The sequence below is a fragment of the Curtobacterium sp. NPDC089185 genome, assembly GCF_040685235.1.
GTDB classification, from domain to species: domain Bacteria; phylum Actinomycetota; class Actinomycetes; order Actinomycetales; family Microbacteriaceae; genus Curtobacterium; species Curtobacterium citri.
Genome location: NZ_JBFBHK010000002.1, coordinates 60,573 through 84,650 on the forward strand (window position 1 = coordinate 60,573; position 24,078 = coordinate 84,650).

A 24,078-nucleotide genomic window follows, 5' to 3' on the forward strand; every position below is an offset into this window, starting at 1 on the left:
ACGCCACTGGCGAATCCGGTCAAGCCAGGACTGGACAGCGCACGCAGGGCGACCTATGCTTGCAGTTCGCGCTCCCTGGCATTCGTGTGTCGTCATATTGCGGTCGAACACGCGCCCTGGTCAGCCGGTCCCGTATATGGCGGCGGGACCCGCTCACTGATCTTCGCACAGCCCACCGGCAGGCACGCCCCCTGGCGTGCAGGTCGCGGGGTACAACGTGCGTCGGTCCCGGGGTCGCGCCGAGCGATCAATCCACTCACCTACGTGCTGCTCGTCAGTACCGGCCCGACGGGGCCTACCGGAGGTCACACCCTTGGCTGCTGCGCCCAACGCATCCACCAACCCCAAGAACGGTCGCAACCACTCGCGACTCTCGTTCGCCAAGATCACGGACACCCTCACGGTTCCTGATCTGCTCGCCCTCCAGACGGAGAGCTTCGACTGGCTCGTCGGCAACGACGTCTGGAAGGCCCGCCTCGCCGAAGGACAGGAGCAGGGTCGCACCGACCTCGCGCTGCACTCCGGCCTCGAGGAGATCTTCGAGGAGATCTCCCCGATCGAGGACCTCGGCGAGACCATGCAGCTCTCGTTCACGTCCCCGGAGCTCGAGGACCCGAAGTACTCCATCGACGAGTGCAAGGAGCGTGGCAAGACCTACGCCGCGCCGCTCTACGTCAACGCCGAGTTCATGAACCACATGACCGGTGAGATCAAGACGCAGACCGTCTTCATGGGTGACTTCCCGCTCATGACCGAGCGCGGCACGTTCATCATCAACGGCACCGAGCGCGTCGTCGTCTCGCAGCTCGTCCGCTCGCCGGGCGTGTACTTCGAGCGCCAGCAGGAGAAGACGTCCGACAAGGACATCTACTCCGCGCGCATCATCCCCTCGCGCGGTGCATGGCTCGAGTTCGAGATCGACAAGCGCGACCAGGTGGGCGTGCGCATCGACCGCAAGCGCAAGCAGTCCGTGACCGTCTTCCTCAAGGCCCTCGGCCTGACGAGCGAGGAGATCATGGAGGAGTTCCAGGGCTTCGCCTCGATCGAGTCGACGCTCGAGAAGGACGCCGTCCTCACCAAGGAGGAGGCGCTCAAGGACATCTACCGCAAGCTGCGTCCGGGCGAGCAGGTCGCCGCCGAGGCCGCGCGTGCGCTCCTCGACAACTTCTACTTCAACCCGAAGCGCTACGACCTGGCGAAGGTCGGTCGCTACAAGCTCGACCGCAAGCTCGGCATCGACGCGCCGCTGTCGGACTCGGTGCTCTCCGTGCAGGACATCGTCCGCACGATCAAGTACCTCGTCTCGCTGCACGCCGAGAAGACGAACCTCGACGGCGTCCGCGACGGCGAGCCCGTCCAGCTCCGCCTCGACGTGGACGACATCGACCACTTCGGCAACCGTCGCATCCGCGCCGTCGGCGAGCTCATCCAGAACCAGGTCCGCACGGGTCTGTCCCGCATGGAGCGCGTCGTCCGCGAGCGCATGACCACGCAGGACATCGAGGCGATCACGCCGCAGACGCTCATCAACGTGCGTCCGGTCGTCGCCGCGATCAAGGAGTTCTTCGGGACGTCCCAGCTGTCGCAGTTCATGGACCAGAACAACCCGCTCGCGGGTCTGACGCACAAGCGTCGCCTGTCGGCCCTCGGCCCGGGTGGTCTGTCCCGTGAGCGTGCCGGCGTCGAGGTCCGCGACGTCCACCCGTCGCACTACGGCCGCATGTGCCCGATCGAGACCCCGGAAGGCCCGAACATCGGCCTGATCGGCTCGCTCGCGTCGTTCGGTCGGATCAACTCCTTCGGCTTCATCGAGACCCCGTACCGTCGCGTCGTCGACGGCCAGGTCACGACGCAGATCGACTACCTGACCGCGTCGGAGGAGGACGACTTCGTCGTCGCCCAGGCCAACGCGCCGCTCACCGACTCCTTCCACTTCCAGGACGACAAGGTGCTCGTCCGGAAGAAGGGCGGCGAGGTCGAGCTCGTCGGCAAGGACGAGGTCGACTACATGGACGTCTCGCCGCGCCAGATGGTGTCGGTCGCGACCTCGCTCATCCCGTTCCTCGAGCACGACGACGCGAACCGCGCCCTCATGGGTGCGAACATGCAGCGCCAGGCCGTGCCGCTCCTCCGCTCCGAGTCGCCGCTCGTCGGCACCGGCATGGAGGGCTACACCGCCATCGACGCCGGTGACGTCGTCACCGCCGACAAGGCCGGTGTCGTCTCCGAGGTCTCGGCCGACGCCGTGACCCTGCAGCTCGACGAGGGCGGCACGCAGACCTACTACCTGCGCAAGTTCGACCGCTCGAACCAGGGCACGAGCTACAACCACCGCGTCATCGTCTCCGCAGGCGAGCGCGTGGAGCAGGGCGAGGTCATCGCCGACGGTCCCGCGACGGAGAACGGCGAGCTCGCGCTCGGCAAGAACCTCCTCGTCGCGTTCATGCCGTGGGAGGGCTACAACTACGAGGACGCGATGATCCTGTCGCAGAACCTCGTGAAGGACGACACGCTCTCCTCGATCCACATCGAGGAGTACGAGGTCGACGCCCGCGACACGAAGCTCGGCAAGGAGGAGATCACCCGCGACCTCCCGAACGTCAGCCCGGACCTCCTGGCCGACCTCGACGAGCGCGGCATCATCCGCATCGGTGCCGAGGTCCGCCCCGGCGACATCCTGGTCGGCAAGGTCACGCCGAAGGGCGAGACCGAGCTCTCCGCCGAGGAGCGCCTGCTCCGCGCGATCTTCAACGAGAAGTCGCGCGAGGTGCGCGACACCTCGCTGAAGGTGCCCCACGGTGAAGAGGGCACGATCATCGGCGTCAAGGTCTTCGACGCGCAGGACGGCGACGACGAGCTCGGCTCGGGCGTCAACCAGCGCGTGGTCGTCTACATCGCCCAGAAGCGCAAGATCACCGCGGGTGACAAGCTCGCCGGTCGTCACGGCAACAAGGGCGTCATCTCGACGATCCTGCCGGTCGAGGACATGCCGTTCCTCGCGGACGGCACCCCGGTCGACATCGTGCTCAACCCGCTCGGCGTCCCCGGCCGCATGAACTTCGGCCAGGTCCTCGAGATCCACCTCGGGTGGCTCGCGAAGCAGGGCTGGAACGTCGAGGGCATCCAGGAGTGGGCATCGGCCCTGCCGGAAGCGGCGCACAGCGCCGAGCCCGGCACGAAGGTCGCCACCCCGGTGTTCGACGGTGCGTACGAGCGTGAGATCGAGGGCCTCCTCGACAGCACCCTCCCGAACCGCGACGGGGAGCGCCTGATCGGCTCCTCCGGCAAGGCGCAGCTCTTCGACGGCCGCTCCGGCGAGCCGTTCCCGGAGCCCGTTTCGGTCGGCTACATGTACATCCTCAAGCTGCACCACCTGGTCGACGACAAGATCCACGCCCGTTCGACCGGTCCGTACTCGATGATCACGCAGCAGCCGCTGGGTGGTAAGGCGCAGTTCGGTGGCCAGCGATTCGGTGAGATGGAGGTGTGGGCGCTCGAGGCGTACGGCGCCGCCTACGCCCTCCAGGAGCTCCTGACGATCAAGTCCGACGACATCCTCGGCCGCGTGAAGGTCTACGAGGCGATCGTCAAGGGCGAGAACATCCAGGAACCCGGCATCCCCGAGTCGTTCAAGGTCCTCATGAAGGAGATGCAGTCGCTCTGCCTGAACGTCGAGGTCCTCTCGGCGGACGGCCAGGCGGTCAGCCTCCGCGACACGGACGACGAGGTCTTCCGTGCCGCTGAAGAGCTCGGCATCAACATCTCCTCGCGGTTCGAGTCGTCGTCCGTCGACGACATCTGAGCCGGCCCGTACCGAACACGTTTCGAACTCAGCAAGAGAGAAGAACATTGCTCGAAGCAACGTCATTTGACGCCATCCGGATCGGCCTCGCGACCGCCGAGGACATCCGTCAGTGGTCGTACGGCGAGGTCAAGAAGCCGGAGACCATCAACTACCGCACCCTGAAGCCCGAGAAGGACGGTCTGTTCGGTGAGCAGATCTTCGGTCCGTCCCGCGACTGGGAGTGCGCCTGCGGCAAGTACAAGCGGGTCCGCTTCAAGGGCATCGTCTGCGAGCGCTGCGGCGTCGAGGTCACCAAGTCCTCGGTCCGCCGTGAGCGCATGGGCCACATCGAGCTCGCCGCGCCCGTCACGCACATCTGGTACTTCAAGGGCGTCCCGTCGCGCCTCGGCTACCTCCTCGACATGGCGCCGAAGGACCTCGAGAAGGTCATCTACTTCGCGGCGTACATGATCATCGACATCGATGAAGAGGGCCGTCACGCGGACATGCCCGGTCTCGAGAACGAGATGCGCCTCGAGATCAAGAACCTCGAGGGTCAGCGCGACTCGATCATCGCCGACCGCCTCAAGAAGCTCGAGGACGACCTCGCAGCGCTCGAGGAGGAGGGCGCCAAGGCCGACGTGAAGCGCCGGACCAAGGACACCGCCGAGAAGGAGATGTCCCAGGTCCGCAAGTCCTTCGACGAGGACATCACCCGCCTCGAGCGCGTGTGGGAGGACTTCCGCAACCTCAAGGTCGGCGACCTCAAGCCCGAGGACGCCGTGTTCCACGAGCTCCAGGACCGCTTCGGGATCTACTTCGACGCCTACATGGGCGCCGAGGCGATCAAGCTGCGGCTCGAGGCCTTCGACCTGGCCGCCGAGGCCGAGGCGCTGCGTCTGCAGATCGCCGAGGGCAAGGGCCAGAAGAAGATCCGCGCGATCAAGCGTCTGCGCGTCGTCAGCTCCTTCCTCGCCACCGGCAACTCGCCGGCCGCGATGGTGCTCGACGTCGTGCCGGTCATCCCGCCGGAGCTCCGCCCGATGGTGCAGCTCGACGGTGGCCGCTTCGCCACGTCGGACCTCAACGACCTCTACCGTCGTGTGATCAACCGCAACAACCGTCTCCGCCGCCTGCTCGACCTCGGTGCCCCCGAGATCATCGTGAACAACGAGAAGCGCATGCTGCAGGAAGCGGTCGACGCGCTGTTCGACAACGGTCGTCGTGGTCGTCCGGTCACGGGTACCGGCAACCGCGCCCTGAAGTCCCTGAGCGACATGCTCAAGGGCAAGCAGGGTCGCTTCCGCCAGAACCTGCTCGGCAAGCGCGTCGACTACTCGGGCCGTTCGGTCATCATCGTCGGCCCGCAGCTCAAGCTCCACCAGTGCGGTCTGCCGAAGCAGATGGCGCTCGAGCTGTTCAAGCCGTTCGTCATCAAGCGCCTCATCGACCTGTCGCACGCGCAGAACATCAAGTCGGCCAAGCGCATGGTCGAGCGTTCGCGTCCGCAGGTGTGGGACGTGCTCGAGGAGATCATCCGCGAGCGCCCCGTGCTGCTGAACCGTGCGCCGACGCTGCACCGTCTGGGCATCCAGGCGTTCGAGCCGCAGCTCGTCGAGGGCAAGGCCATCCAGCTCCACCCGCTCGTGTGTGCTGCGTTCAACGCGGACTTCGACGGTGACCAGATGGCCGTGCACCTGCCGCTGTCGGTCGAGGCCCAGGCCGAGGCCCGCATCCTGATGCTCGCCTCGAACAACATCCTCAAGCCGTCCGACGGCCGTCCGGTGACCCTGCCCGCGCAGGACATGATCATCGGTCTGCACCACCTCACGACGGTGCGCGAGGGTGCGACGGGCGAGGGCCGTGCGTTCTCCTCCGTCGCCGAGGCGATCCTCGCGAAGGACCAGAACACGCTGCACCTCAACGCGATGGTGAAGATCCGCATGTCGGGTGTCCACTTCGCCGAGGGCGAGGCGCCGGAGGGCTACGAGGTCGGTCAGCCGATCCTCCTCGAGACCACCCTGGGCCGCGCGCTCTTCAACGAGACGCTGCCGGCGGACTACCCGTTCGTCCAGCGCGTCACCGACAAGGGCACCCTCTCCGCGATCGTCAACGACCTCGCCGAGCGCTACTCCAAGACCGAGACGGCCGCCGCGCTGGACCGGATCAAGGACGCGGGCTTCTACTGGGGCACGCGCTCCGGTGTGACCGTGGCGCTCTCGGACGTCGTGACGCCTCCTCGCAAGAAGGAGATCATCGCGGGCTACGAGGTCCAGGCCGCCAAGGTCCAGGGCGAGTTCGACAAGGGTCTGATCACCGACGCGGAGCGCCGCGCCGACCTGATCAAGATCTGGACCGAGGCCACGAACGAGATCGCGCAGGAGATGCGCGACAACTTCCCCGTCGACAACACCATCAACCGCATGGTGTCGTCGGGTGCTCGTGGTAACTGGCTGCAGGTGCGCAACATCGCCGGTATGCGTGGTCTGGTGAACAACCCGAAGGGCGAGATCATCGCCCGCCCGATCATCAACTCGTACCGCGAGGGCCTGACCGTGGCGGAGTACTTCATCGCCACGCACGGTGCCCGCAAGGGTCTGGCCGACACGGCTCTCCGTACGGCCGACTCGGGCTACCTGACGCGTCGTCTCGTCGACGTCTCGCAGGACGTCATCATCCGTGAGGACGACTGCGGCACGACCCGTGGCCTCGAGCTGCCGATCGCGACGGTGGGTGCCGACGGCGCCCTCGTCCGCGACCCGCGCGTCGAGAACACCGTGTACTCGCGCACCCTGGCCACCCCGGCGTCCGACGCCTCGGGCACCCAGGTCGCCGAGGCCGGCGAGGACGTCGGTGACGTCCTGCTGGACACGCTGCTCGCTGCCGGTGTCGAGAGCATCAAGGTGCGCTCGGTCCTGACCTGCGAGTCGGCCGTCGGTGTCTGCGCGAAGTGCTACGGCCGTTCGCTCGCCACGGGCAACCTCGTCGACATCGGCGAGGCGGTCGGCATCATCGCCGCCCAGTCCATCGGTGAGCCCGGTACCCAGCTGACGATGCGCACCTTCCACACGGGTGGTTCGGCCTCGGCCGACGACATCACGCAGGGTCTGCCCCGCGTGACGGAGCTCTTCGAGGCCCGCACCCCGAAGGGCGCGTCCCCGATCGCCGAGGCCCCCGGCCGCGTCACGATCGAGGACACGGACAAGGGTCGTCGGATCATCCTCACGCCGGACAACGGCGACGAGCCGTTCATCTACCCGGTGCTCAAGCGTGCGACCCTCCTCATCGAGGACGGCCAGCACGTCGAGCTCGGCGAGCAGTTCATCGCCGGCACGGTGGACCCGAAGGAGGTCCTCCGGGTCAAGGGTGTGCGTGAGGTCCAGAAGCACCTCGTCAACGGTGTGCAGGACGTGTACGGCTCGCAGGGCGTGCCGATCCACGACAAGCACATCGAGGTCATCGTCCGCCAGATGCTCCGCAAGGTCACCGTCGTCGACCACGGCGACACCGACCTGCTGCCGGGTGAGCTCGTCGACCGGTCGCGCTACAACGCGCTGAACCGTGCGGCGCTGCAGGAGGGTCGCAAGACCGCCTCGGCTCGCCAGGAGGTCATGGGCATCACGAAGGCGTCCCTCGCGACCGAGTCGTGGCTGTCCGCCGCGTCCTTCCAGGAGACCACCCGCGTCCTCACGCAGGCGGCCATGGAGGGCAAGCAGGACCACCTCGTCGGCCTCAAGGAGAACGTCATCATCGGTAAGCTCATCCCCGCCGGGACGGGCCTCAGCCGGTACCGTGACGTGGACGTCGCCGCGACCGAGGAAGCCAAGGCGGAGCGGTACCCCAACCGCATCTTCGCCGACGACTCCTCGTTCTCGGACGCCGACCTGAGCTTCGTCGACTTCGACAGCTTCTCGTCGGACGACTTCACGCCCGGGACCTACAACTGAGCCTGAGCTGAACTCGGAAGGCCCCCGCATCCTCGGATGCGGGGGCCTTCCTCGTTGTCGGACGGTACCGGTGGCGGCCGGGAGGCGCGGTGCGGGCCCGCCCCGCGCCTCCCGTCCGTCAGGTGGTCCCGCCGTCAGGCGGTGCGGCCCTTCTCGTCGACCAGCGAGTACAGGCTGAGCACGTTGCCGTCGGGGTCGCGGACGTCGAACCAGTCGACCGCGCCGTCGACGCACTCCACCGGGCCGACGTCGATGCCGAGCGAGCCGATGCGGGCGTGCTGCGCGCGGACGTCGTCGACGCCGAAGCGGACGGTCGCGGGACGCTGCTCGGCGTCCGTCGCCCGGAACAGCTGCAGCCAGATGCCGCCGATCTCGTACTCGACGACGCCGTCCTCAGGCTCGAGGTCCGGGTCGGAGCGCTGGAACACGGCGCCGTACCAGAGGCAGGACGCCTCGATGTCGGAGACGGGCAACCCCACGGTCACGCTCGTGATGTCCATGCCCCATCATGTCCCGCCGGTGGCCCGCGCGTCGAGGGTCTTCCTGCACAGGTTCGCCCTGCGGACCCGCCTCCACAGGACCGTCGCCGCGCCGCTCGTCGGGGCGTGCAGAGCGCGATGATCCCGGCATGACGACCACCTCCGCACAGCCCGATACCCGTCGGTACCCCCGCACTGGGGCCACCCCTCGCGGGCCCGCCCCCTCGTTGTGGGACTGCATTCGACGACTGTCGCGCAAGTACCGTGATCGGGCGTCGCGTCCCTGGCGGCGCACTACCCGAAGACCCTCGCACCAGCGAGTCCAAGGAGGTGCGGGGCACATGGCCACGCTGTCCGAGATCCTCATCCTCAACGGCGCGCTCCCGATCGAGCACCTCGACGCCATGACCGGGGACGAGGAGATCGACGAGCGCGCGATCCGCACCCTCGTCGACCAAGGGGTCGTGAGCGAGGCGCAGTTCGTCACCGCCCGCGCCGCGTCGCACAACTCCCGGACCGTCCCGCTGACCGACTACCCGGTCGACGGAACCGCGGTGTCGATGCTGCCCGCGGCACTGTGCCGTCGGCACGGGGTGCTCGGCATCGGGTTCGAGGGCGAGACGCTCGTCCTGGCCATGGTGAACCCCACGAACGTCCTCGCCATCGACGACGCCCGTGCCGCCTCCGGCCGGACCGTCAAGCCGCTGCAGGTCGAGGAGCGTGACCTGCAGGCCGCTCTCGACCGCTACCTGCGCGCCGACGACGAGCTCAGCGACCTGACCTCGTCGATGGGCGAGGAAGCGGGCGCGCAGGCACAGCAGCAGGCCGACCTGACCGACGGCTCGCTCGACGACGTCCCGATCGTCCGGTTCGTGAACCTGCTCGTCTCCCAGGCGATCCAGGACCACGCGTCCGACATCCACATCGAGCCCGGCGAGCACGAGGTGCGCGTCCGCTACCGCATCGACGGCGTGCTCCACGAGATGGCCCCGGCACCGAAGAACATCCAGAACGGCGTCATCAGCCGCCTGAAGATCATGAGCGACATCGACATCGCCGAGCGACGCAAGCCGCAGGACGGCCGCATGTCGGTGCGGCACGGCGGCCGGCAGATCGACCTCCGCGTGGCGACGCTGCCGACCGTGTGGGGCGAGAAGGTCGTCATGCGGATCCTCGACAACACGAACACGTCGCTGACGCTCAAGGACCTCAACCTGCTCGAGCAGAACGCCGAGGCCTACCGACGTTCGTACTCCAAGCCGTACGGCATGATCCTCGTGACGGGCCCCACCGGCTCGGGCAAGTCGACGACCCTGTACACGACGCTGAACGCCGTCGCGAAGCCCGAGATCAACGTCATCACCGTCGAGGACCCGGTCGAGTACCGGATGGGCGGCATCAACCAGGTGCAGGTCAACCCGAAGGCCGGCCTGACGTTCGCGTCCGCGCTGCGCTCGATCCTGCGCTCCGACCCGGACGTCGTGCTCCTCGGTGAGATCCGCGACCACGAGACCGCGCAGATCGCGATCGAGGCCTCGCTGACCGGTCACCTCGTGCTCTCGACCCTGCACACGAACGACGCGCCCTCGGCCGTGACGCGACTGACCGAGATGGACATCGAGCCGTTCCTCGTCGGGTCCGCGCTCGACTCGGTGGTCGCGCAGCGTCTCGCACGCCGTCTCTGCGACCGGTGCAAGGCTCCGTCGGTGTACAGCGCCGAGCAGCTCGTCGCGATGGGCTTCATCGCGCCGGGCGACCAGGCGCCGGCGCTCTTCGGGCCGGTCGGCTGCGCCGTCTGCTCGAACACCGGCTACCGGGGCCGCATCGCCCTGCACGAGGTGATGACCGTGACCGAGGAGATCGAGCGGCTCGCAGTGGCGCGGGCGTCCAGCGCCGAGATCAGCCGGGTCGCGCAGGAGCAGGGCATGCTCACGCTCCGGCAGGACGGTTTCGAGAAGGCGAAGCTCGCGATGACGAGCATCGACGAGATCCTGCGCGTGGTCGCGTAGGCGTGGGAGTGGGACGATGACCGATTCTGTCTACGACATCTCCGTGCCCGAGGGCGAGCCCGTCGCGGGCTGGCACCCCGCACAGCCCGCCGGTGAGATCGGCGGCCGTCGTGCCGCCCGGCTCGCCGCCGGCTCGGCTCCGGTGGCGCCCGCCACGCACGGCCACCAGACCGCCCCGGCCGCGGCCGGCCCGGTCTACGACCTGCAGAGCGACGCCGCCTCGTGGCCGGCACCGACCGGCCAGGCCGTCGCCGTGCCCGTCGCGCAGCCGCACTCCGTCCCCGCAACGCCCCCCGCCGCCGTCCCGCCGTCGACGGCCTCGTACGGCTACGCGCAGGCGGAGACCGAGGCACTCGGTGCTCCGGTCGCGACGACTGCCACCCTGCGCGGGCGTGCCCCCGAGGGGCAGGCCGAGATCGCCTTCACTCGGCACGCACGCGAGGTCGCGGACGCCGACCTGGTGACCGCGCTCGCCCAGGTGGTCTACCAGGGTGCGTCCGACCTCCACGTCACCGCCGACGCCGCCCCCACCGTGCGCGTCGACGGCTCGCTCCGACCGGCCGTGCCGGGAGGCCCGTGGGCGCGGAACAAGGTCGTCGCGGCACTCAAGACGCTGCTGAGCGCCGAGCAGGCCGGCCAGTTCGACCACGAGCAGGAGCTCGACTTCGCGTACTCGCTGTCGCCCGAGTACCGCTTCCGCGTGAACTACTACCAGCAGCGCGGGAACTGGGGTGCCGCCTTCCGCATCATCCCGACGAAGATCAAGACGCTGAAGCAGCTCGGCATCCCCGAGCAGGTCGGCGACTTCGCGAAGCTGCCCCGTGGTCTCGTGCTCGTCACCGGTCCGACCGGTTCCGGCAAGTCCACCACGCTGGCGGCGCTCATCGACCTCGTCAACGAGACCCGTGCGGACCACATCGTGACGGTCGAGGACCCGATCGAGTTCATGCACGAGCACAAGAAGGCGATCATCAACCAGCGCGAGGTCGGTGCGGACACGCACTCGTTCGCGCGGGCGCTCAAGCACGTCCTCCGCCAGGACCCCGACGTCATCCTCATCGGCGAGCTCCGCGACCTCGAGACCATCTCCGTCGCGCTCACCGCCGCCGAGACCGGCCACCTCGTCTTCGCGACCCTGCACACGCAGAGCGCGCCCGGCACGATCGACCGCGTCATCGACGTGTTCCCGCCGCACCAGCAGGGGCAGATCCGCACCCAGCTCGCCGCGACGCTCGAGGGTGTCGTGTGCCAGACGCTCGTGCCGAAGGCGACCGGGGTCGGCCGTGTCGTCTCGACCGAGATCATGAAGACCACGCCGGCGATCGGCAACCTCATCCGCGAGGGCAAGACGTACCAGATCACCTCGGCCATGCAGGCCGGGCGCGACACGGGCATGCACACGATGGACCAGGACCTCGCCGAGCTGGTCAACGTCGGCACGATCACCCGCAAGGCGGCGCTCGAGAAGGTGCACGACGAGGAGGGCTTCAGCCGCCTCGTCCAACGCGTGGAGTCGCCGTCCGACGCGTCCGCCGATGCGATCGCGGCCAGCGGCATCGACTTCGGCGACAAGTTCTCCGGAGGTTACTGATGTCCCTCGCCTTCGACTACACCGGACGTGACGGTGCCGGCAAGCTCGTCAAGGGACGGGTCGACGCCGCGTCGGAGGGTGCTGTCGTCCAGCGACTCCGCGGCATGGGCCTCTCGCCGATCGCGATCAGTGAGGCGAAGGCCGGGACCGGTCTGCAGACGGAGATCAAGATCCCCGGCTTCGAGAAGGGCGTCGGGCTCAAGGACCTCGCGATCATGTCGCGACAGGCCTCGACGATGCTCGCCTCCGGGCTGTCCCTGCTCCGGGCGCTCACGATCCTCGCGGACCAGACCGAGAACAAGAAGTTGAAGGGCAACCTCAGCGAGGTCCGGAGCGAGGTCGAACGGGGAGTTGCGTTCTCCGACGCGATCGCCAAGTTCCCCGTCGACTTCCCGCCGATCATGATCAACATGATCCGCGCTGGCGAGACGGGCGGTTTCCTCGACCAGGCGATGGACTCGATCGCCACGAACTTCGAGAAGGAGCACAAGCTCCGCTCGACGATCAAGTCCGCGATGACCTACCCCGTGGTCGTGCTCTGCATGTCACTCGCGGCAGTGGTCATCATGCTCCTGTTCATCGTCCCGATCTTCCAGGACATGTTCTCGTCGCTCGGGGGCAAGCTGCCGGTGCCGACCCTGATGCTCGTCTACGCATCGCACGCCATGAAGTTCGTGGTGCCGGTACTCATCCCCGCGGTGATCGTCTTCCTCGTCTGGTGGCGTGCGAACAAGAACACCGACCGGGTCCGCGCGTTCGTGGACCCTTGGAAGCTCCGACTGCCGGTCTTCGGGCAGCTGAACCAGAAGATCGTGATCGCGCGCTTCGCCCGCAACCTGTCGAACATGATCGGTGCGGGAGTCCCCATCCTCCAGGCCCTCGGCATCGTCGGTCAGGTGGCGAACAACCACGTCGTGCAACTGGCGCTCCAGCGCGTTGCTGAATCGGTACGGAAAGGTGAATCGATCGCCGGACCACTCGAGAAGGAACGCGTCTTCCCCGCAATGGTCTCGCAGATGGTCGCCGTCGGTGAGGACGCCGGTTCACTCGAGACGATGCTCGAGAAGATAGCCGTCTTCTACGATTCGGAGGTCGAATCGACCACTGAGGCGCTCACGTCCTTGATCGAGCCATTGTTGATCGCGTTCCTCGGTGTCGTCGTCGGTGGCATGATCGTCGCCCTCTACCTCCCGATCTTCCAGATCACCTCGCTGATCCACTGACCCGTTGAAGGGCATCAGCGGGCGCTGAACGCCGACGAGCCGTGCCGATCTGCGCATGGGCTCAGCATTCGTGTGCCGTCTTCGGGGGCATTCCTGTGGAGGACGCCCCCGGTTCTGGGGGTGATTTGTTCCGCCGGAACCCCCCGTTCTCGGGATTCCCGTCGAAATTCGCCCCGAATACGCTCGTAGCGGCGGCCGAGCACAGCCCCGTTCCCTTCCCAAGACATTCCCGAAAGAGTGGAAAAAACCATGTACGCAGCGCTCATGGGCAAGCTCAATGCTCGCCGCAAGGGTCTTCTCGAAGACAACGAGAAGGGCTTCACCCTGATCGAACTCCTCGTCGTCGTGATCATCATCGGCATCCTGGCCGCGATCGCCATCCCGGTGTACCTCGGCGTGCAGAACAACGCCAAGGACTCGGGCGTCCAGAACGACGTCTCGAACTTCAAGACGGCGATCGTTTCGATCCAGACGCAGAACAGCAACGCGCTGCCGGCGTCGAAGACCCTCACGAAGGCAGACCTCGCGACGGCAGCCGTCACGGGTGGCCAGTCGTGGGCTGACGCCGGTGCGACCTGGAGCGACGCGGAGAGCGCCCTGAAGTACGTGAAGGTCACTGAAACGACGTTCTGCATCCAGGGCACGAGCTCGACGACGAAGACCTTCTTCGCGACGCAGACGGACGGCGTCAAGTCGGGCACCTGCCCCGCCTGATGATCCGAACGGCAGGGGCCTCGCAGCGACTGGCGCGGGGCCCCTTGCCGTGTCTCTCCCCTCAGTGCCGCCGACCCGGAAGGAGTGGATCCGTGCGACGAAGCAGTGCCCGGTTCCTCGACGCGGTCCGGCGGGACGACCGCGGGATGACGCTCGTCGAGGTGATCACCGCCATGATCGTCTTCGCGATCATCGTGAGCGGCGCCCTGGTGGGCATCGCGACCACCCTGCGGATCAGCTCTGACAACTCCGCACGCAGCGCTGCCACGAACCTGGCGTCCGCCGCGATCGACGACGCCCGGGTCGAAGCGCAGCAGAACATCGTCACGATGTCCGGGCAGACCGAGCGTCCCGCGGTCAACGGCCGTGCTTACACGGTCACCCGGACGCTCGACTGGCAATACACGAACGGGACCTCGAACCGTTGCAACGCCGCAGCGACGGGTACCGCAGCACAACTCCTCTTCCTGCAGGTCCACATCAAGGTCACGTGGACGGGCATGGGTTCTGCAGCGCCGGTGTTCCAGGACACCGCGCTCGCCCCGACGAGCAAGATCAACGACCCGAGTCTCGGCACCGTGCTCGTCTCGGTGCAGTCCGTGACCGGTTCCGGCGGCACGGCGGGCATCGTGGCCACCGTCAGCCCCGCCACCGACGTGCCGAACAACACCGCGCAGCCACTGACGGTCCAGCCGACGACCACGAACGGCGACGGGTGCACGGTGGCGGTCAAGGTCCAGCCGGGGACGTACACGGTGACCCTCGCTCCGTCGAACGGTCAGCAGTACCGGGACCAGGACCAGCAGGCGTCACCGACGAAGACGGTCGTGGTCAAGGAAGGGCAGTCGAGCGGTGCCTCGTTCACCTACGACCCCGCCATCGCCGTGCGCATGAACTACGCGAGCAACGGCTCGGGGTCGGTGCTGCTGCCGTCCAACCTCACGACGTCGTTCGTCAGCACGTACGGAACGTCCACGACGACGGGTGCCGCGTCTCCGCAATACCTCAGCCCGATCACCGGCGGGTACACGGTCTACGCCGGTCCGTACGACTCGAACACCCAGCTGCCGGACGGCTCGACCAACACGAAGAGCTGCCTCTCGACGGACCCCACCACATGGCCGACCGCTTCCGACGGCCGTGTCGGGAAGCCCGCCGTCGGCGGGATCGGCGTCAGCGCCACCACCGCGAACGTGCCGATGGGGGTCGCGACGATCTCGATCGCGAAGTCCGACACGATCATCACCGCTCGTCTCGCTCCGGTGTCGAGCGGCGATCCCGGGTGCAAGGTGCCGCAGACCCTCACCTTCAGTCGGAACGCGACGAGCGGGAGCGGGAGCACCGACGTCCAGGTCGCTCTCCCGTACGGCTCGTGGACGATCACGAGTCAGCGTTCCTCGACCAGTGGTGCAGCGGCCGTCACCGTACGGAACAGCGGCGGCATCATCCTCGGTGTCCTCGGTTACGTGACCCTCGATCCCCGGGTGGCGCCGTGACCGGCCGGCTGCGGCGTGCGCTCCGGCGCGTCCAGCGTGACGACCGCGGCATCACGATGTCGGAGCTCCTCGTCGCCATGAGTCTGTTCACGGTGCTGCTGGTCATCGTCGGCGGGACGTTCGTCTCCATCACGCGGGCGACCACGTTCGCCGCGGCGCGTGACCAGAACACGCGGTCGGCACAGAACGGCATGAACGAACTCAGCCGGAAGCTCCGCGCCGCTGCCGACAACCCTGTGGCGAACGCAGCCGACACGCCTGCCTTCAGTGCTGCGGCCGCCGATGCCCTGACCGTCTCGACCCTCGTCGCGACGGGCCGCGATGCCGTACCGCAGCTCGCATCCTTCTCGGTCACCGGCGGGACCCTGGTCGAGACGGTGACCGCCGGACGTGCGGTCGGCACCTACTTCGTCTTTGACGGTGCTCGGTCGTCGTCCCGCCTGGTGGACGGCGTCGATCCCGCGCCGTCCGGCTCGTCCCCGCTCTTCACCTACTTCGACTCGACCGGTACCGAGCTCGTGCCGCCGACCCCAGCAGGACTCACCGCGGACCAACGGGGCCGGATCAGCACGGTGACCGTCACCCTCTCCGTGGCCAACAGCCGGAGCACGCTGCAGAACGGCATCGTCCTGCAGAGCAGCATCGGCCTGCCGAACCTGCTCGACCTCACCCAAGGGAACACACCGTGATCTGGTTGCGTCGACGTCTGCGCCTCGACGGTCTCGACGACGACCGTGGGATGGCGCTCGCCATCGCGGTGGTCTTCGGGACGGTCATCGTCTTCATGGTCGCCAGTGCGGTCGCCGTGGCGACGTCAGGGATCCGCAAGTCCGTCACCGACGCTGACTGGAACAGCGCCCTGAGCGCGGCCTACGCGGGTGTCCAGGACTACGAGGCCAGGCTGTCGAACGACACCGGCTACACCCAGTACGGCAATCCTGCCGCGCCCTTCAGCGCCTCGAGCGCGGCCCTGCTGACCCTGCCCGCCGGCGGTGCCGCCAACAAGGCGTTCGGGACGGGAGCGGACGGAGACTGGGCGACCGTGCAGGGCGGGGACGGACGCGCCCAGTACCGCTACGAGGTGGACTCGTCGAAGTACTACAGCAGCGGGATCGTCCGCATCCGGTCGACCGGGAAGGTCGGCAGTGCCGTTCGGTCGGTGGTGGCGAGTGTCCGTCAGCAGGGGTTCGTCGACTTCCTCTACTTCACCGACTACGAGATCCAGGATCCGGTCATGACGGGCGCGAGCGCGACAGACTGCGTGAAGTACGCGTGGCAGGGGCGACCGGTCGCCGCGTACGGCTCGAACCTGTGTGGCGAGATCGCCTTCGGCGGCAACGACACCATCGATGGTCCTGCGCACTCGAACGACACGATGCGCATCTGTGACGCAACGTTCACGGGCCAGGTGACGACGTCGAACCCGCGCGCCACCGGGCTGCGGTACAGCCGGCTGAACTCGTACGGCGGGAGCTGCACCGGTCAGCAGTTCGCTCCGGGGGTCACGCAGCCAGGCTTCACGTCCACGATCGACATGCCCGCGACCAACGCGGCGCAGAAGTCCGCGACGCGTTCGGACCAGGGCGTCGGACGGCAGGCGGGCTGTCTCTACACGGGGCCCACGAACATCGTGTTCAACGCGAACGGCACCATGACGGTCAAGTCGCCCTACACGAGCTTCACCGAGACGGCCGGTGACGGCGCCACATCCGGGAGCAACACCAACGGCTGCGGGTTGCCGGGCACGGCGAACGGGCAACTGGGCTCCGCCGCCGGGGCGACGGTCGCCGTCCCGGACAACAACCTGATCTACGTGCAGAACGTCCCGTCGGCGACCTCCGACAAGAACAGCGTCCCCGAGTCTCGACTCCGTACGGCCTGCAACACCGAGAACGGCGTCGGCTACCCGGCCCAGAACGAGAACGTCGTCAGCGCCAGCCCGTGCAGCTACGGAAGCCGCTCCGGGGACGCGTTCGTCAAGGGCGTGTTGCAGGGGAAGGTGACGGTCGCTGCCGAGAACTACATCTACGTGACCGGGGACGTCACCTACGCCGACAGCAGTTCCGACGTCCTGGGCCTCTCGGCGACCAACGCCATCCAGGTGTGGAACCCGATGAACTCCTCCGCCTGTGGCTGGCAGGGGAGCCAGCGTTGCTACACGTCGCTGCTGCAGAACAACGGACGGGAGATCGATGCGGCCATGATCTCGGCGGCTCACACGGTGCAGGTGCAGAACAGCAACTACGGCGGCTCGCGGGGCACGCTGAAGATCGTGGGTGCGATCGCGCAGAAGTTCCGCGGTGTCGTCAACACCGGTGGAAACGGGTACGTGAAGAACTACGTGTACGACGCACGACTCAAGCACACGGCACCGCCGAAGTTCCTCAATCCCGTGACCACGACGTACGGCATCACCTCCATCGGCGAGGTCAGTCCCGCGTACGTCGTGAGCGGCGTCTGCGCCCGCGTGAACGGGAACTGCGTGTGACCGCGTTGGTCCCCGTCCTGACGGCGGCGGCCGGAGTCTTCGGCCTGGCGATCGGATCGTTCCTCAACGTGGTCGTCCACCGCGTGCCGGCCGGCCTGTCGGTCGTACGACCGGCGAGCGCGTGTCCGGGGTGCGGTCACGCCATCCGACGCCGCGACAACGTCCCGGTGGTCTCGTGGCTGCTGCTGGGCGGCCGCTGTCGGGACTGCGGGACCGCGATCGCCGCACGGTACCCGCTCGTGGAGGCCGGCACGGCAGTTCTCTTCGCCGCGGTGGCGCTGTTCCTCAGCGATTCCCGCTTCTCTCCGGTCAGCGGCGTCACCGGCCCGACCGGGGCCGTGATCGTGCTGATCGTCGCCTACTCCTACTTCATGGCGACCAGCGTGGCCCTCGCGCTCATCGACATCGACACGCACCGTCTCCCGAACGTGCTCGTCCTCCCGGCGTTCCTCGTGCTCGCGGTGCTGTTCAGCGCCGCGTCCGCGCTGAGCGGTGACTGGGGAGCGCTGCTCCGCGGTCTCGTCGGCGCAGTCCTGCTCGCTGCGGTGTACCTGACGCTCGCCCTCCTCGTTCCGGGTGGCATGGGGTTCGGCGACGTCAAGCTCGCGGGCGTCCTCGGCCTCGCGACGGCGTACCTCGGATGGGGACCCCTCGCAGTGGGTTCTTTCGCCGCGTTCCTGCTGGGCGGTACGTTCGCCATCGTCCTGATGGTCGTCCGGCGGACCGGACGACGGACCGGGATCCCCTTCGGCCCGTGGATGCTCGGTGGTGCCTGGATCGGCATCACGCTCGGGGCGCCCCTCTGGGACGGGTACGTCGGGTTGCTCGGCTTCCCCTGATCCGCGTCTGCCCCTGTCCCTGCCCCGCCGGGCGAACACTCGAACTCCGAAGCGACCCTCGCAGCGGACACGGAAGGAACCTCCAATGGCGAAGAGCACCGTCGGCGTCGACATCGGTGCGACGACGATCCGCGCGGTCGAGGTCCAGGACCCCGACCGACCGATGCCGGTCATCGTCCGTTTCGCCGAGGTCCCGGTCCCGGAAGGGGCCACTCGGCAGGGCGAGGTCGTCGAACCCAACACCGTGGCCGGTGCCCTGAAGCAGCTGTGGTCGATCGGCAAGTTCCGATCGCGCGACGTCGTGCTCGGCATGGGGAACCAGCGTGTCCTCTCGAGGGACCTGACGGTCCCCAAGGCGCCCATCGCGCAGATCCGCGAGTCGCTGCCCTTCCAGGTGCAGGAGATGCTCCCCGTCCCCGTCGGCGACGCGATCCTCGACTTCTACCCCACCTCGGAGGAGACGGGCGACAACGGTCCGACGGTCAGCGGCCTGCTCGTCGCAGCCGTCAAGGACGCCGTGCTGGCCAACGTCCGGGCCGTCCAGATGGCCGGGCTCAACCCGGTGGGGGTCGACCTCATCCCGTTCGCGATCGCTCGGACGCTCGCGAAGGGGACCTCGAGCGGGACCACCGCGATCGTGGAGTGCGGCGGGAACACCACGACGGTCGTCATCGTCACGGACGGTGTACCCAAGTTCGTCCGGATCGTCCCGACCGGCGGGAGCGATCTCACGCGCTCGCTGGCTGCTCGTCTCGAGGTGTCGGAACTCGCGGCGGAGTCGGTCAAGCGGCACCTCGGCATGCTCCCACTGCGTGCGAAGACGCCGGACGATGCGCTCGCCGTGACCGCCGTGCGGGAGACCGTGAGCGAGCTCCTCGCCAGTCTCCGCAACACCGTGAACTACTTCGTCAACACCCACCCCTCGGAACCCGTCTCCGAGGTCGTGCTCCTCGGCGGGGCGGCCGTCCTCCCCGGGTTCGCCGAAGCACTGTCCGATGCGACGCGGCTCCCCGTGCGGATGGGCAACCCCTTCGCCGGGGCGGCGTTCGCCAAGTCGGTCCGTGCCGAGGACATCGAGGTCCACGGCCCTGCCATCGCGGTCGCGTGGGGTCTCGCCGCTGGAGGACGAGCAGCATGAGCGAAGCAAAGATCCGACAGCCGCGCTTCGGCGAGGGCCTCCGCGTGCTGAGCGGGCGTGGGAAGCAGATCACGGAGGGAGCTGTCGAGCAGTCGAGGCGGCAGGCCGGTCGTGCCGCGTCGTCGGGCCCGCTCCTCGGCGCCGCGCCGCGCGCGGACCTGCTGCCCTCCGAGGTGCTGGTCGACCGTCGTGAGCGCCGCATCGTCAAGCGCCTGTGGGCGGGCGTCGGCGCGGTCGCTGCGGTCGTTGCGATCGGGGTCGGTGGTGCATCCATCGCCGCTTCGAGCGCGGCGACCGAACTGGCCAACGCGGAGGGCCAGACCGCGGCGCTCCTCCAGCAGCAGACGCAGTACACGGACGTCCGGAAGGCCGAATCGTCCACCTCCCTGCTCGAGGCCGGGCAGAAGGTCGGCGGCGCCACGGAGATCGCCTGGGGACCGTACCTCACGGCTGTGCGCACGTCGCTCCCCGAGGGGGTCGTGATCAACGGGGTCTCGGTCGACTCCGCATCGGCCATCGCGCCCTACGCACAGCCGGCCTCGCCGCTGCAGGGCGAGCGTGTCGGGACGCTGACACTGGACGCCGTCAGCACGACGCTCCCGTCGGTCCCGGCGTGGCTCGACTCCGTCAAGTCCCTCACGGGGTACGTGGACGCGACCGTGAACTCCGTCACCCTCGACGACTCCGGCACGAAGTACACGGTCAACATGACCATCCACGTCGACGAGGACGCGTTCGACGGCAAGTACGTCCAGAAGAAGGGTGAGTGACGTGACCCGGAACCGTCTCCACATGGTGTTGGCAGTCCTGGCGATGGTCGTCGTCGCGGCCGTCGGCTTCTTCGTCGGCGTCCAGCCGCAGCTCGCGCGAGCAGCAGACGACAAGGACCGGCAGGCGTCGGTCGAGACCACCAACGACACGACAGCGGCCGAGCTGGCGCGGCTGCGCGAGCAGGCGAAGGCCCTGCCGCAGATGCGGTCCGAGCTCCGGGAACTCGAGGAGTCGGTACCGGCATCGAGCCGCATGCCTGCGTTCTACGACCAGGTCGACGCAGCTGCTGCGGCCGCTGGGGTCATGGTGTCGGCGATCACGACCTCGGACGCAGTCGCGTACACGCCACCGACCCCGGCCGATGCGGCGGTGCCGGCGACGACGACCGCCACGTCGGAAGCCTCGGCCTCGCCGACCAGCACCCCGTCCCCGAGCGCCTCGGCGACTCCCGCGGCACCCGGCGTGACCACCGACCCGAAGATCACCGCCGCGAACTTCACGGTCATCCCGGTGGCGATCTCGGTCGACGGTTCCTTCGCCGAGGCGCTCGCCTTCGCCTCGGAGGTGCAGGACATGAAGCGGCTGTTCCTCGTCAACTCCATCACGTCCTCGGCCTCGGAGCCGAGTACGGAATCGACGGAGACGTCGTCCACGACCTGGAACTTCGGCGGCTACGTCTACGTGCTCTCGGACAGCTCGTCGGCCACCGCCACGGCCGCCCCCACCGCGGGCTGACACCGCCCCGGACACCACCCCGCGAAGTGGGTGCGCCGCGCCACGCCGCACCCACTTCCGCGACACCCGTCGGTGTGCCTACGATGCTGCCGACGCCGCACTCGCGGCTGCTCACCTCCCTCTCGGACGGTCGCCTCAGGACGGCCGTTCCTCGTCGTGCCCGGAGTCGCGCGTGTTGGTCGGAATCGTGGAGTTCCTCGGCTGGTTCGGTGCCGTAACCGTTCTCGCAGGTTACCTGCTCTTCTCGCTGGGCAAGATCCCGAACGGGCCGCTGTACCAGGTGCTCAACCTCGTGGGCGGGCTGTCCGTGGCGATCAACGTCGCGGCGCACCACGCGATCCCGTCGACGATCGTCAACGGCGTCTGGGCCGTGATCGCGGTCGTCGTCCTGGTGAAGATGGCGCGAGCCCGTCGCTTGACCAGGGAGGGTGCGACGCAGGTGCCCGCGGCTGCCGAGCACGTCGTCCTGCACACCGAGCCGCCGGCGACGACCGCGGTCCTGCCGGTGGTGGGCCCCGCACTCCGCGACCACGAGGCGGAGGTGACCGACATCGCCGGGTCCGCGCCGCGCCTCCAGGCCGTCACCGACACCGACGCCGTTGCCGCCCCGGCCGCACCGATGACCGAGTCCGTCCCCGTGATCACGGCGACGATCGCGCTCGCGCTCGTGGCCGCCGCGCAGCAGCACGCGGAGCACGGGACGCAAGAGCACCCGGAACCGACACCCGAGCGCGAGGACGCCGCGCAGCGCTGACCAGCAAGCCAGCAAGCCAGCGCGCTGGCGGGGCAGCAGCGCCAGCGAACGGGCGACCGACCGCGGCGTCCGGCCCGCACGCCCCCGCCGGCAGTACGCTCGTGCCATGTCCCGATGGCTGGTGGCGACGATGACGTCCGTGCTCTTCATCGCGCTCGTCATCGCCGTGACGGGCTTCGAGGCCCTGCTCGCCGACGTCGAGGCCATCCCGCAGCCCGACGCGAGCCCCTACCTCGGCCCCGCGATGGTGGTCGGCGCCGGGGTGGTCGTGTTCCTGGCCACGGCCGCCGGCATCCGCGAGGGGAACCCCGGCGTGACGGGCCTCGTCGCCGCCGCCGGCACGTACCTCGTCATGCTCGGCGTCGGGTCCATCGGGTACGCGATCGTCCGGGGCGACGGCACGGAGCTGCTCGTCTTCCCCGCGGGCTCCGCCCTCAGCCCGTTCGTGGTCGGCTCCGTGGTGGTCGCGCTCCTGTGCGTCGTCGGCGGGATCGCGGCCGCGCGGCACCAGGCCCGGGACACGTCGACCGCGGGGACGGCTCCGGACCACGACCGCGCCTGACCGGCGAACTCCGCGCCTGACCGGCGAACTCCGCGCCCGAGCGGCGATCCGGCGCCGACCGGCGATCCCGCGCCGACCGGCGACCCCTCGCCACCGGACCGGAACCCCCGCCGGCGGTAGGATCCCGGAGCAGGCACGCAGCACGACGGGGGACCCATGACCGACCAGCATCCGGACGGGTGGGCCGCGGTCCCGCACGTCGACGGCATCCGCGGCACCCGCGAGCCCGCGGCCCCCGTCCCGACCCCCGCGGCGACCGGTCGGCCCCGCCGGCGACTGCGTCGGCGCACGCTCGTCGGCATCGTCGCGGGTGGCGCGGTCGTGCTCCTGCTCGCCGTGACCGGTGTCGTCGGGTGGACCGTGCAGTCGTCGTCGCACGCCGCGGACCGGCCGGTCCGGGCCTTCCTCGACGACCTGACGGCGGGTCGGGTGACCGACGCCCTCGACGCGGCGGGGATCGACCACGACGACCAGGACGTCCTGCTCACCGACGCGGCGTACGCGAAGGCCTCGGACCACGTGACCGGGTACCGCATCGCGGGAACGCGGACGGACGGCGACACCGCGACGGTCCAGGCGGTGCTGCGGCAGGACGGGCGTGACGTGCCGACGACCTTCACGCTCGACCGGACGGACACCGACTGGGGCGTCTTCCCGGTGTGGCAGCTCGAGGCGCCGGAGCTCGGTCGGGTCGAGGTGTCGGTCGAGGGGCCGGCGAGCACCGCGGTCGAGGTCGCGGGGGAGCGCGTGGAGACCTCCCGCGACGGAACCGCCCGGCTCGCGGCACTGCCCGGGACCTACCCGGTCACGGTCGACGGCGGGAAGTGGTTCACGGCCGAGGACGGCTCGGCGCGGGTGGCCGGCTTCGGTGCGGCGGGGTCCGCGCCGGTGGCGATGACCACGTCGCTCACCGACGCGGGGCAGCAGGCCGCGCAGCAGGCCGTCGATCGCTGGGTGGACGGGTGCGTCGCGTCGACGGATGCGGCGCCCGCGGGGTGCAGCTTCTACGCCTACGGCGAGGACCCCGCGTACACCTACTCGAACCAGAAGTGGTCCCTCGAGCAGCGACCGGAGGTGACGGTCGGCGGCTGGCTGGCACGTGGCTGGGCGGTCTCGACCACGAAGGCGGGCCGGGCGACCTACACCGCGGACATCTCGGGACCGGGTGGCGTGGGCACCGCCTCGGCCGGACCGATGAACGTCAACGCCAGCGGGTACATCTCGGGCTTCTCCGACTCCGGCGCCACGTTCCAGTCGGCGATCGGCAACGGCGCGTCCGACTCGGGGTCCTGAGCCGGTCGGTGGTCGCCGCACGTCGCTCACCGGTCGGGGGTCGCCGGTCGCCCGTCGGGGGTCGGCCCGCCCGCACCGGGTGGGTGTCCGCCCGTGGCGTCACCACGGGCCTCCACGGGCGACGCGCCCGGATTGATTTCGCCCTGTGACGCGGGTAGTCTCTACCGGGTGTGCGCCCTCGGGCGCGCCCGGAATCCCGGCCCACGCTCGTCGACCTCGACGAGACCGTACCGGGGTCCATCCATCCCACCGTCT

At 68.8% G+C, this 24,078-nt stretch carries 17 protein-coding genes; 16 read left to right on the forward strand and 1 reads right to left on the reverse strand.

Annotated elements, in window-relative coordinates; all coding sequences use genetic code 11:
• Window positions 1-313 precede the first annotated feature (313 nt).
• The gene (rpoB, locus tag AB0N84_RS02190; RefSeq protein WP_069712788.1) at window positions 314-3,802 is read left to right on the forward strand and encodes a DNA-directed RNA polymerase subunit beta; all 3,489 of its coding nucleotides are present in this window, start codon (window positions 314-316) and stop codon (window positions 3,800-3,802) included.
• A 47-nt stretch (window positions 3,803-3,849) separates the two neighbouring features.
• The gene (locus tag AB0N84_RS02195; protein ID WP_069712789.1) at window positions 3,850-7,731 is read left to right on the forward strand and encodes a DNA-directed RNA polymerase subunit beta'; all 3,882 of its coding nucleotides are present in this window, start codon (window positions 3,850-3,852) and stop codon (window positions 7,729-7,731) included.
• Between the two features lie 134 nt (window positions 7,732-7,865).
• Here AB0N84_RS02195 and AB0N84_RS02200 read toward each other — a convergent pair whose 3' ends face one another.
• The gene (locus tag AB0N84_RS02200; RefSeq protein WP_182045375.1) at window positions 7,866-8,231 is read right to left on the reverse strand and encodes a VOC family protein; all 366 of its coding nucleotides are present in this window, start codon (window positions 8,229-8,231) and stop codon (window positions 7,866-7,868) included.
• Between the two features lie 320 nt (window positions 8,232-8,551).
• Here AB0N84_RS02200 and AB0N84_RS02205 point away from each other — a divergent pair, with 320 nt between their 5' ends.
• The 14 genes from AB0N84_RS02205 (at window position 8,552) to AB0N84_RS02270 (ending at window position 23,823) form a co-directional block, all read left to right on the forward strand.
• A complete protein-coding gene (locus AB0N84_RS02205) occupies window positions 8,552-10,219 on the forward strand; it encodes an ATPase, T2SS/T4P/T4SS family (RefSeq protein ID WP_069712791.1) in 1,668 nt (555 codons plus the stop codon).
• Between the two features lie 16 nt (window positions 10,220-10,235).
• On the forward strand, window positions 10,236-11,810 hold the full coding sequence (locus tag AB0N84_RS02210) for a PilT/PilU family type 4a pilus ATPase (RefSeq protein WP_363543482.1): 1,575 nt from the start codon (window positions 10,236-10,238) through the stop codon (window positions 11,808-11,810).
• Window positions 11,810-13,033: a type II secretion system F family protein gene (locus tag AB0N84_RS02215; RefSeq protein ID WP_363543484.1), complete on the forward strand. Its 1,224-nt coding sequence runs from the start codon at window positions 11,810-11,812 to the stop codon at window positions 13,031-13,033. Before AB0N84_RS02210 ends, AB0N84_RS02215 begins: the two co-directional genes overlap by 1 nt.
• 249 nt (window positions 13,034-13,282) lie before the next feature.
• A complete protein-coding gene (locus AB0N84_RS02220) occupies window positions 13,283-13,747 on the forward strand; it encodes a prepilin-type N-terminal cleavage/methylation domain-containing protein (protein WP_363543486.1) in 465 nt (154 codons plus the stop codon).
• 92 nt (window positions 13,748-13,839) lie between these two features.
• The gene (locus AB0N84_RS02225) at window positions 13,840-15,243 is read left to right on the forward strand and encodes a type II secretion system protein (RefSeq protein WP_363543488.1); all 1,404 of its coding nucleotides are present in this window, start codon (window positions 13,840-13,842) and stop codon (window positions 15,241-15,243) included.
• Complete coding sequence (locus tag AB0N84_RS02230) at window positions 15,240-15,932, forward strand: prepilin-type N-terminal cleavage/methylation domain-containing protein (RefSeq protein ID WP_363543490.1); 693 nt, start codon at window positions 15,240-15,242, stop codon at window positions 15,930-15,932. The genes AB0N84_RS02225 and AB0N84_RS02230 overlap by 4 nt, the downstream gene beginning before the upstream one ends.
• Window positions 15,929-17,731: a hypothetical protein gene (locus AB0N84_RS02235; protein WP_363543492.1), complete on the forward strand. Its 1,803-nt coding sequence runs from the start codon at window positions 15,929-15,931 to the stop codon at window positions 17,729-17,731. Before AB0N84_RS02230 ends, AB0N84_RS02235 begins: the two co-directional genes overlap by 4 nt.
• Complete coding sequence (locus AB0N84_RS02240) at window positions 17,728-18,570, forward strand: prepilin peptidase (RefSeq protein ID WP_363543493.1); 843 nt, start codon at window positions 17,728-17,730, stop codon at window positions 18,568-18,570. The genes AB0N84_RS02235 and AB0N84_RS02240 overlap by 4 nt, the downstream gene beginning before the upstream one ends.
• A gap of 85 nt (window positions 18,571-18,655) precedes the next feature.
• On the forward strand, window positions 18,656-19,708 hold the full coding sequence (gene pilM, locus AB0N84_RS02245; RefSeq protein WP_363543495.1) for a type IV pilus assembly protein PilM: 1,053 nt from the start codon (window positions 18,656-18,658) through the stop codon (window positions 19,706-19,708).
• Window positions 19,705-20,478, forward strand: coding sequence for a hypothetical protein (locus AB0N84_RS02250; protein WP_363543497.1), 774 nt, complete (start codon window positions 19,705-19,707; stop codon window positions 20,476-20,478). Before pilM ends, AB0N84_RS02250 begins: the two co-directional genes overlap by 4 nt.
• Window positions 20,479-20,500: 22 nt before the next feature.
• Entirely contained in the window at window positions 20,501-21,214 is a 714-nt protein-coding gene (gene pilO / locus AB0N84_RS02255) for a type 4a pilus biogenesis protein PilO (protein ID WP_363543499.1), read from the forward strand.
• Between the two features lie 175 nt (window positions 21,215-21,389).
• Window positions 21,390-21,968 (forward strand): hypothetical protein, encoded by a 579-nt coding sequence (locus tag AB0N84_RS02260; RefSeq protein WP_363543501.1) that lies wholly within the window; start codon window positions 21,390-21,392, stop codon window positions 21,966-21,968.
• Window positions 21,969-22,074: 106 nt separating this feature from the next.
• Entirely contained in the window at window positions 22,075-22,530 is a 456-nt protein-coding gene (locus AB0N84_RS02265) for a DUF6121 family protein (RefSeq protein ID WP_363543503.1), read from the forward strand.
• Between the two features lie 156 nt (window positions 22,531-22,686).
• Window positions 22,687-23,823, forward strand: a complete 1,137-nt coding sequence (locus AB0N84_RS02270) for a hypothetical protein (RefSeq protein WP_363543505.1) — start codon at window positions 22,687-22,689, stop codon at window positions 23,821-23,823.
• Window positions 23,824-24,078 lie beyond the last annotated feature (255 nt).

Excerpts from the sequence above, each read along its gene's own strand:
- AB0N84_RS02270 (WP_363543505.1), top strand. The coding sequence starts at position 22,687 with ATGACCGACCAGCATCCGGACGGGTGGGCCGCGGTCCCGCACGTCGAC.
- AB0N84_RS02215 (WP_363543484.1), top strand. The coding sequence starts at position 11,810 with ATGTCCCTCGCCTTCGACTACACCGGACGTGACGGTGCCGGCAAGCTC.
- AB0N84_RS02205 (WP_069712791.1), top strand. The coding sequence starts at position 8,552 with ATGGCCACGCTGTCCGAGATCCTCATCCTCAACGGCGCGCTCCCGATC.
- pilO (WP_363543499.1), top strand. The coding sequence starts at position 20,501 with ATGGTGTTGGCAGTCCTGGCGATGGTCGTCGTCGCGGCCGTCGGCTTC.
- AB0N84_RS02210 (WP_363543482.1), top strand. The coding sequence starts at position 10,236 with ATGACCGATTCTGTCTACGACATCTCCGTGCCCGAGGGCGAGCCCGTC.
- pilM (WP_363543495.1), top strand. The coding sequence starts at position 18,656 with ATGGCGAAGAGCACCGTCGGCGTCGACATCGGTGCGACGACGATCCGC.
- AB0N84_RS02265 (WP_363543503.1), top strand. The coding sequence starts at position 22,075 with ATGTCCCGATGGCTGGTGGCGACGATGACGTCCGTGCTCTTCATCGCG.
- AB0N84_RS02250 (WP_363543497.1), top strand. The coding sequence starts at position 19,705 with ATGAGCGAAGCAAAGATCCGACAGCCGCGCTTCGGCGAGGGCCTCCGC.
- AB0N84_RS02220 (WP_363543486.1), top strand. The coding sequence starts at position 13,283 with ATGTACGCAGCGCTCATGGGCAAGCTCAATGCTCGCCGCAAGGGTCTT.
- AB0N84_RS02200 (WP_182045375.1), bottom strand. The coding sequence starts at position 8,231 with ATGGACATCACGAGCGTGACCGTGGGGTTGCCCGTCTCCGACATCGAG.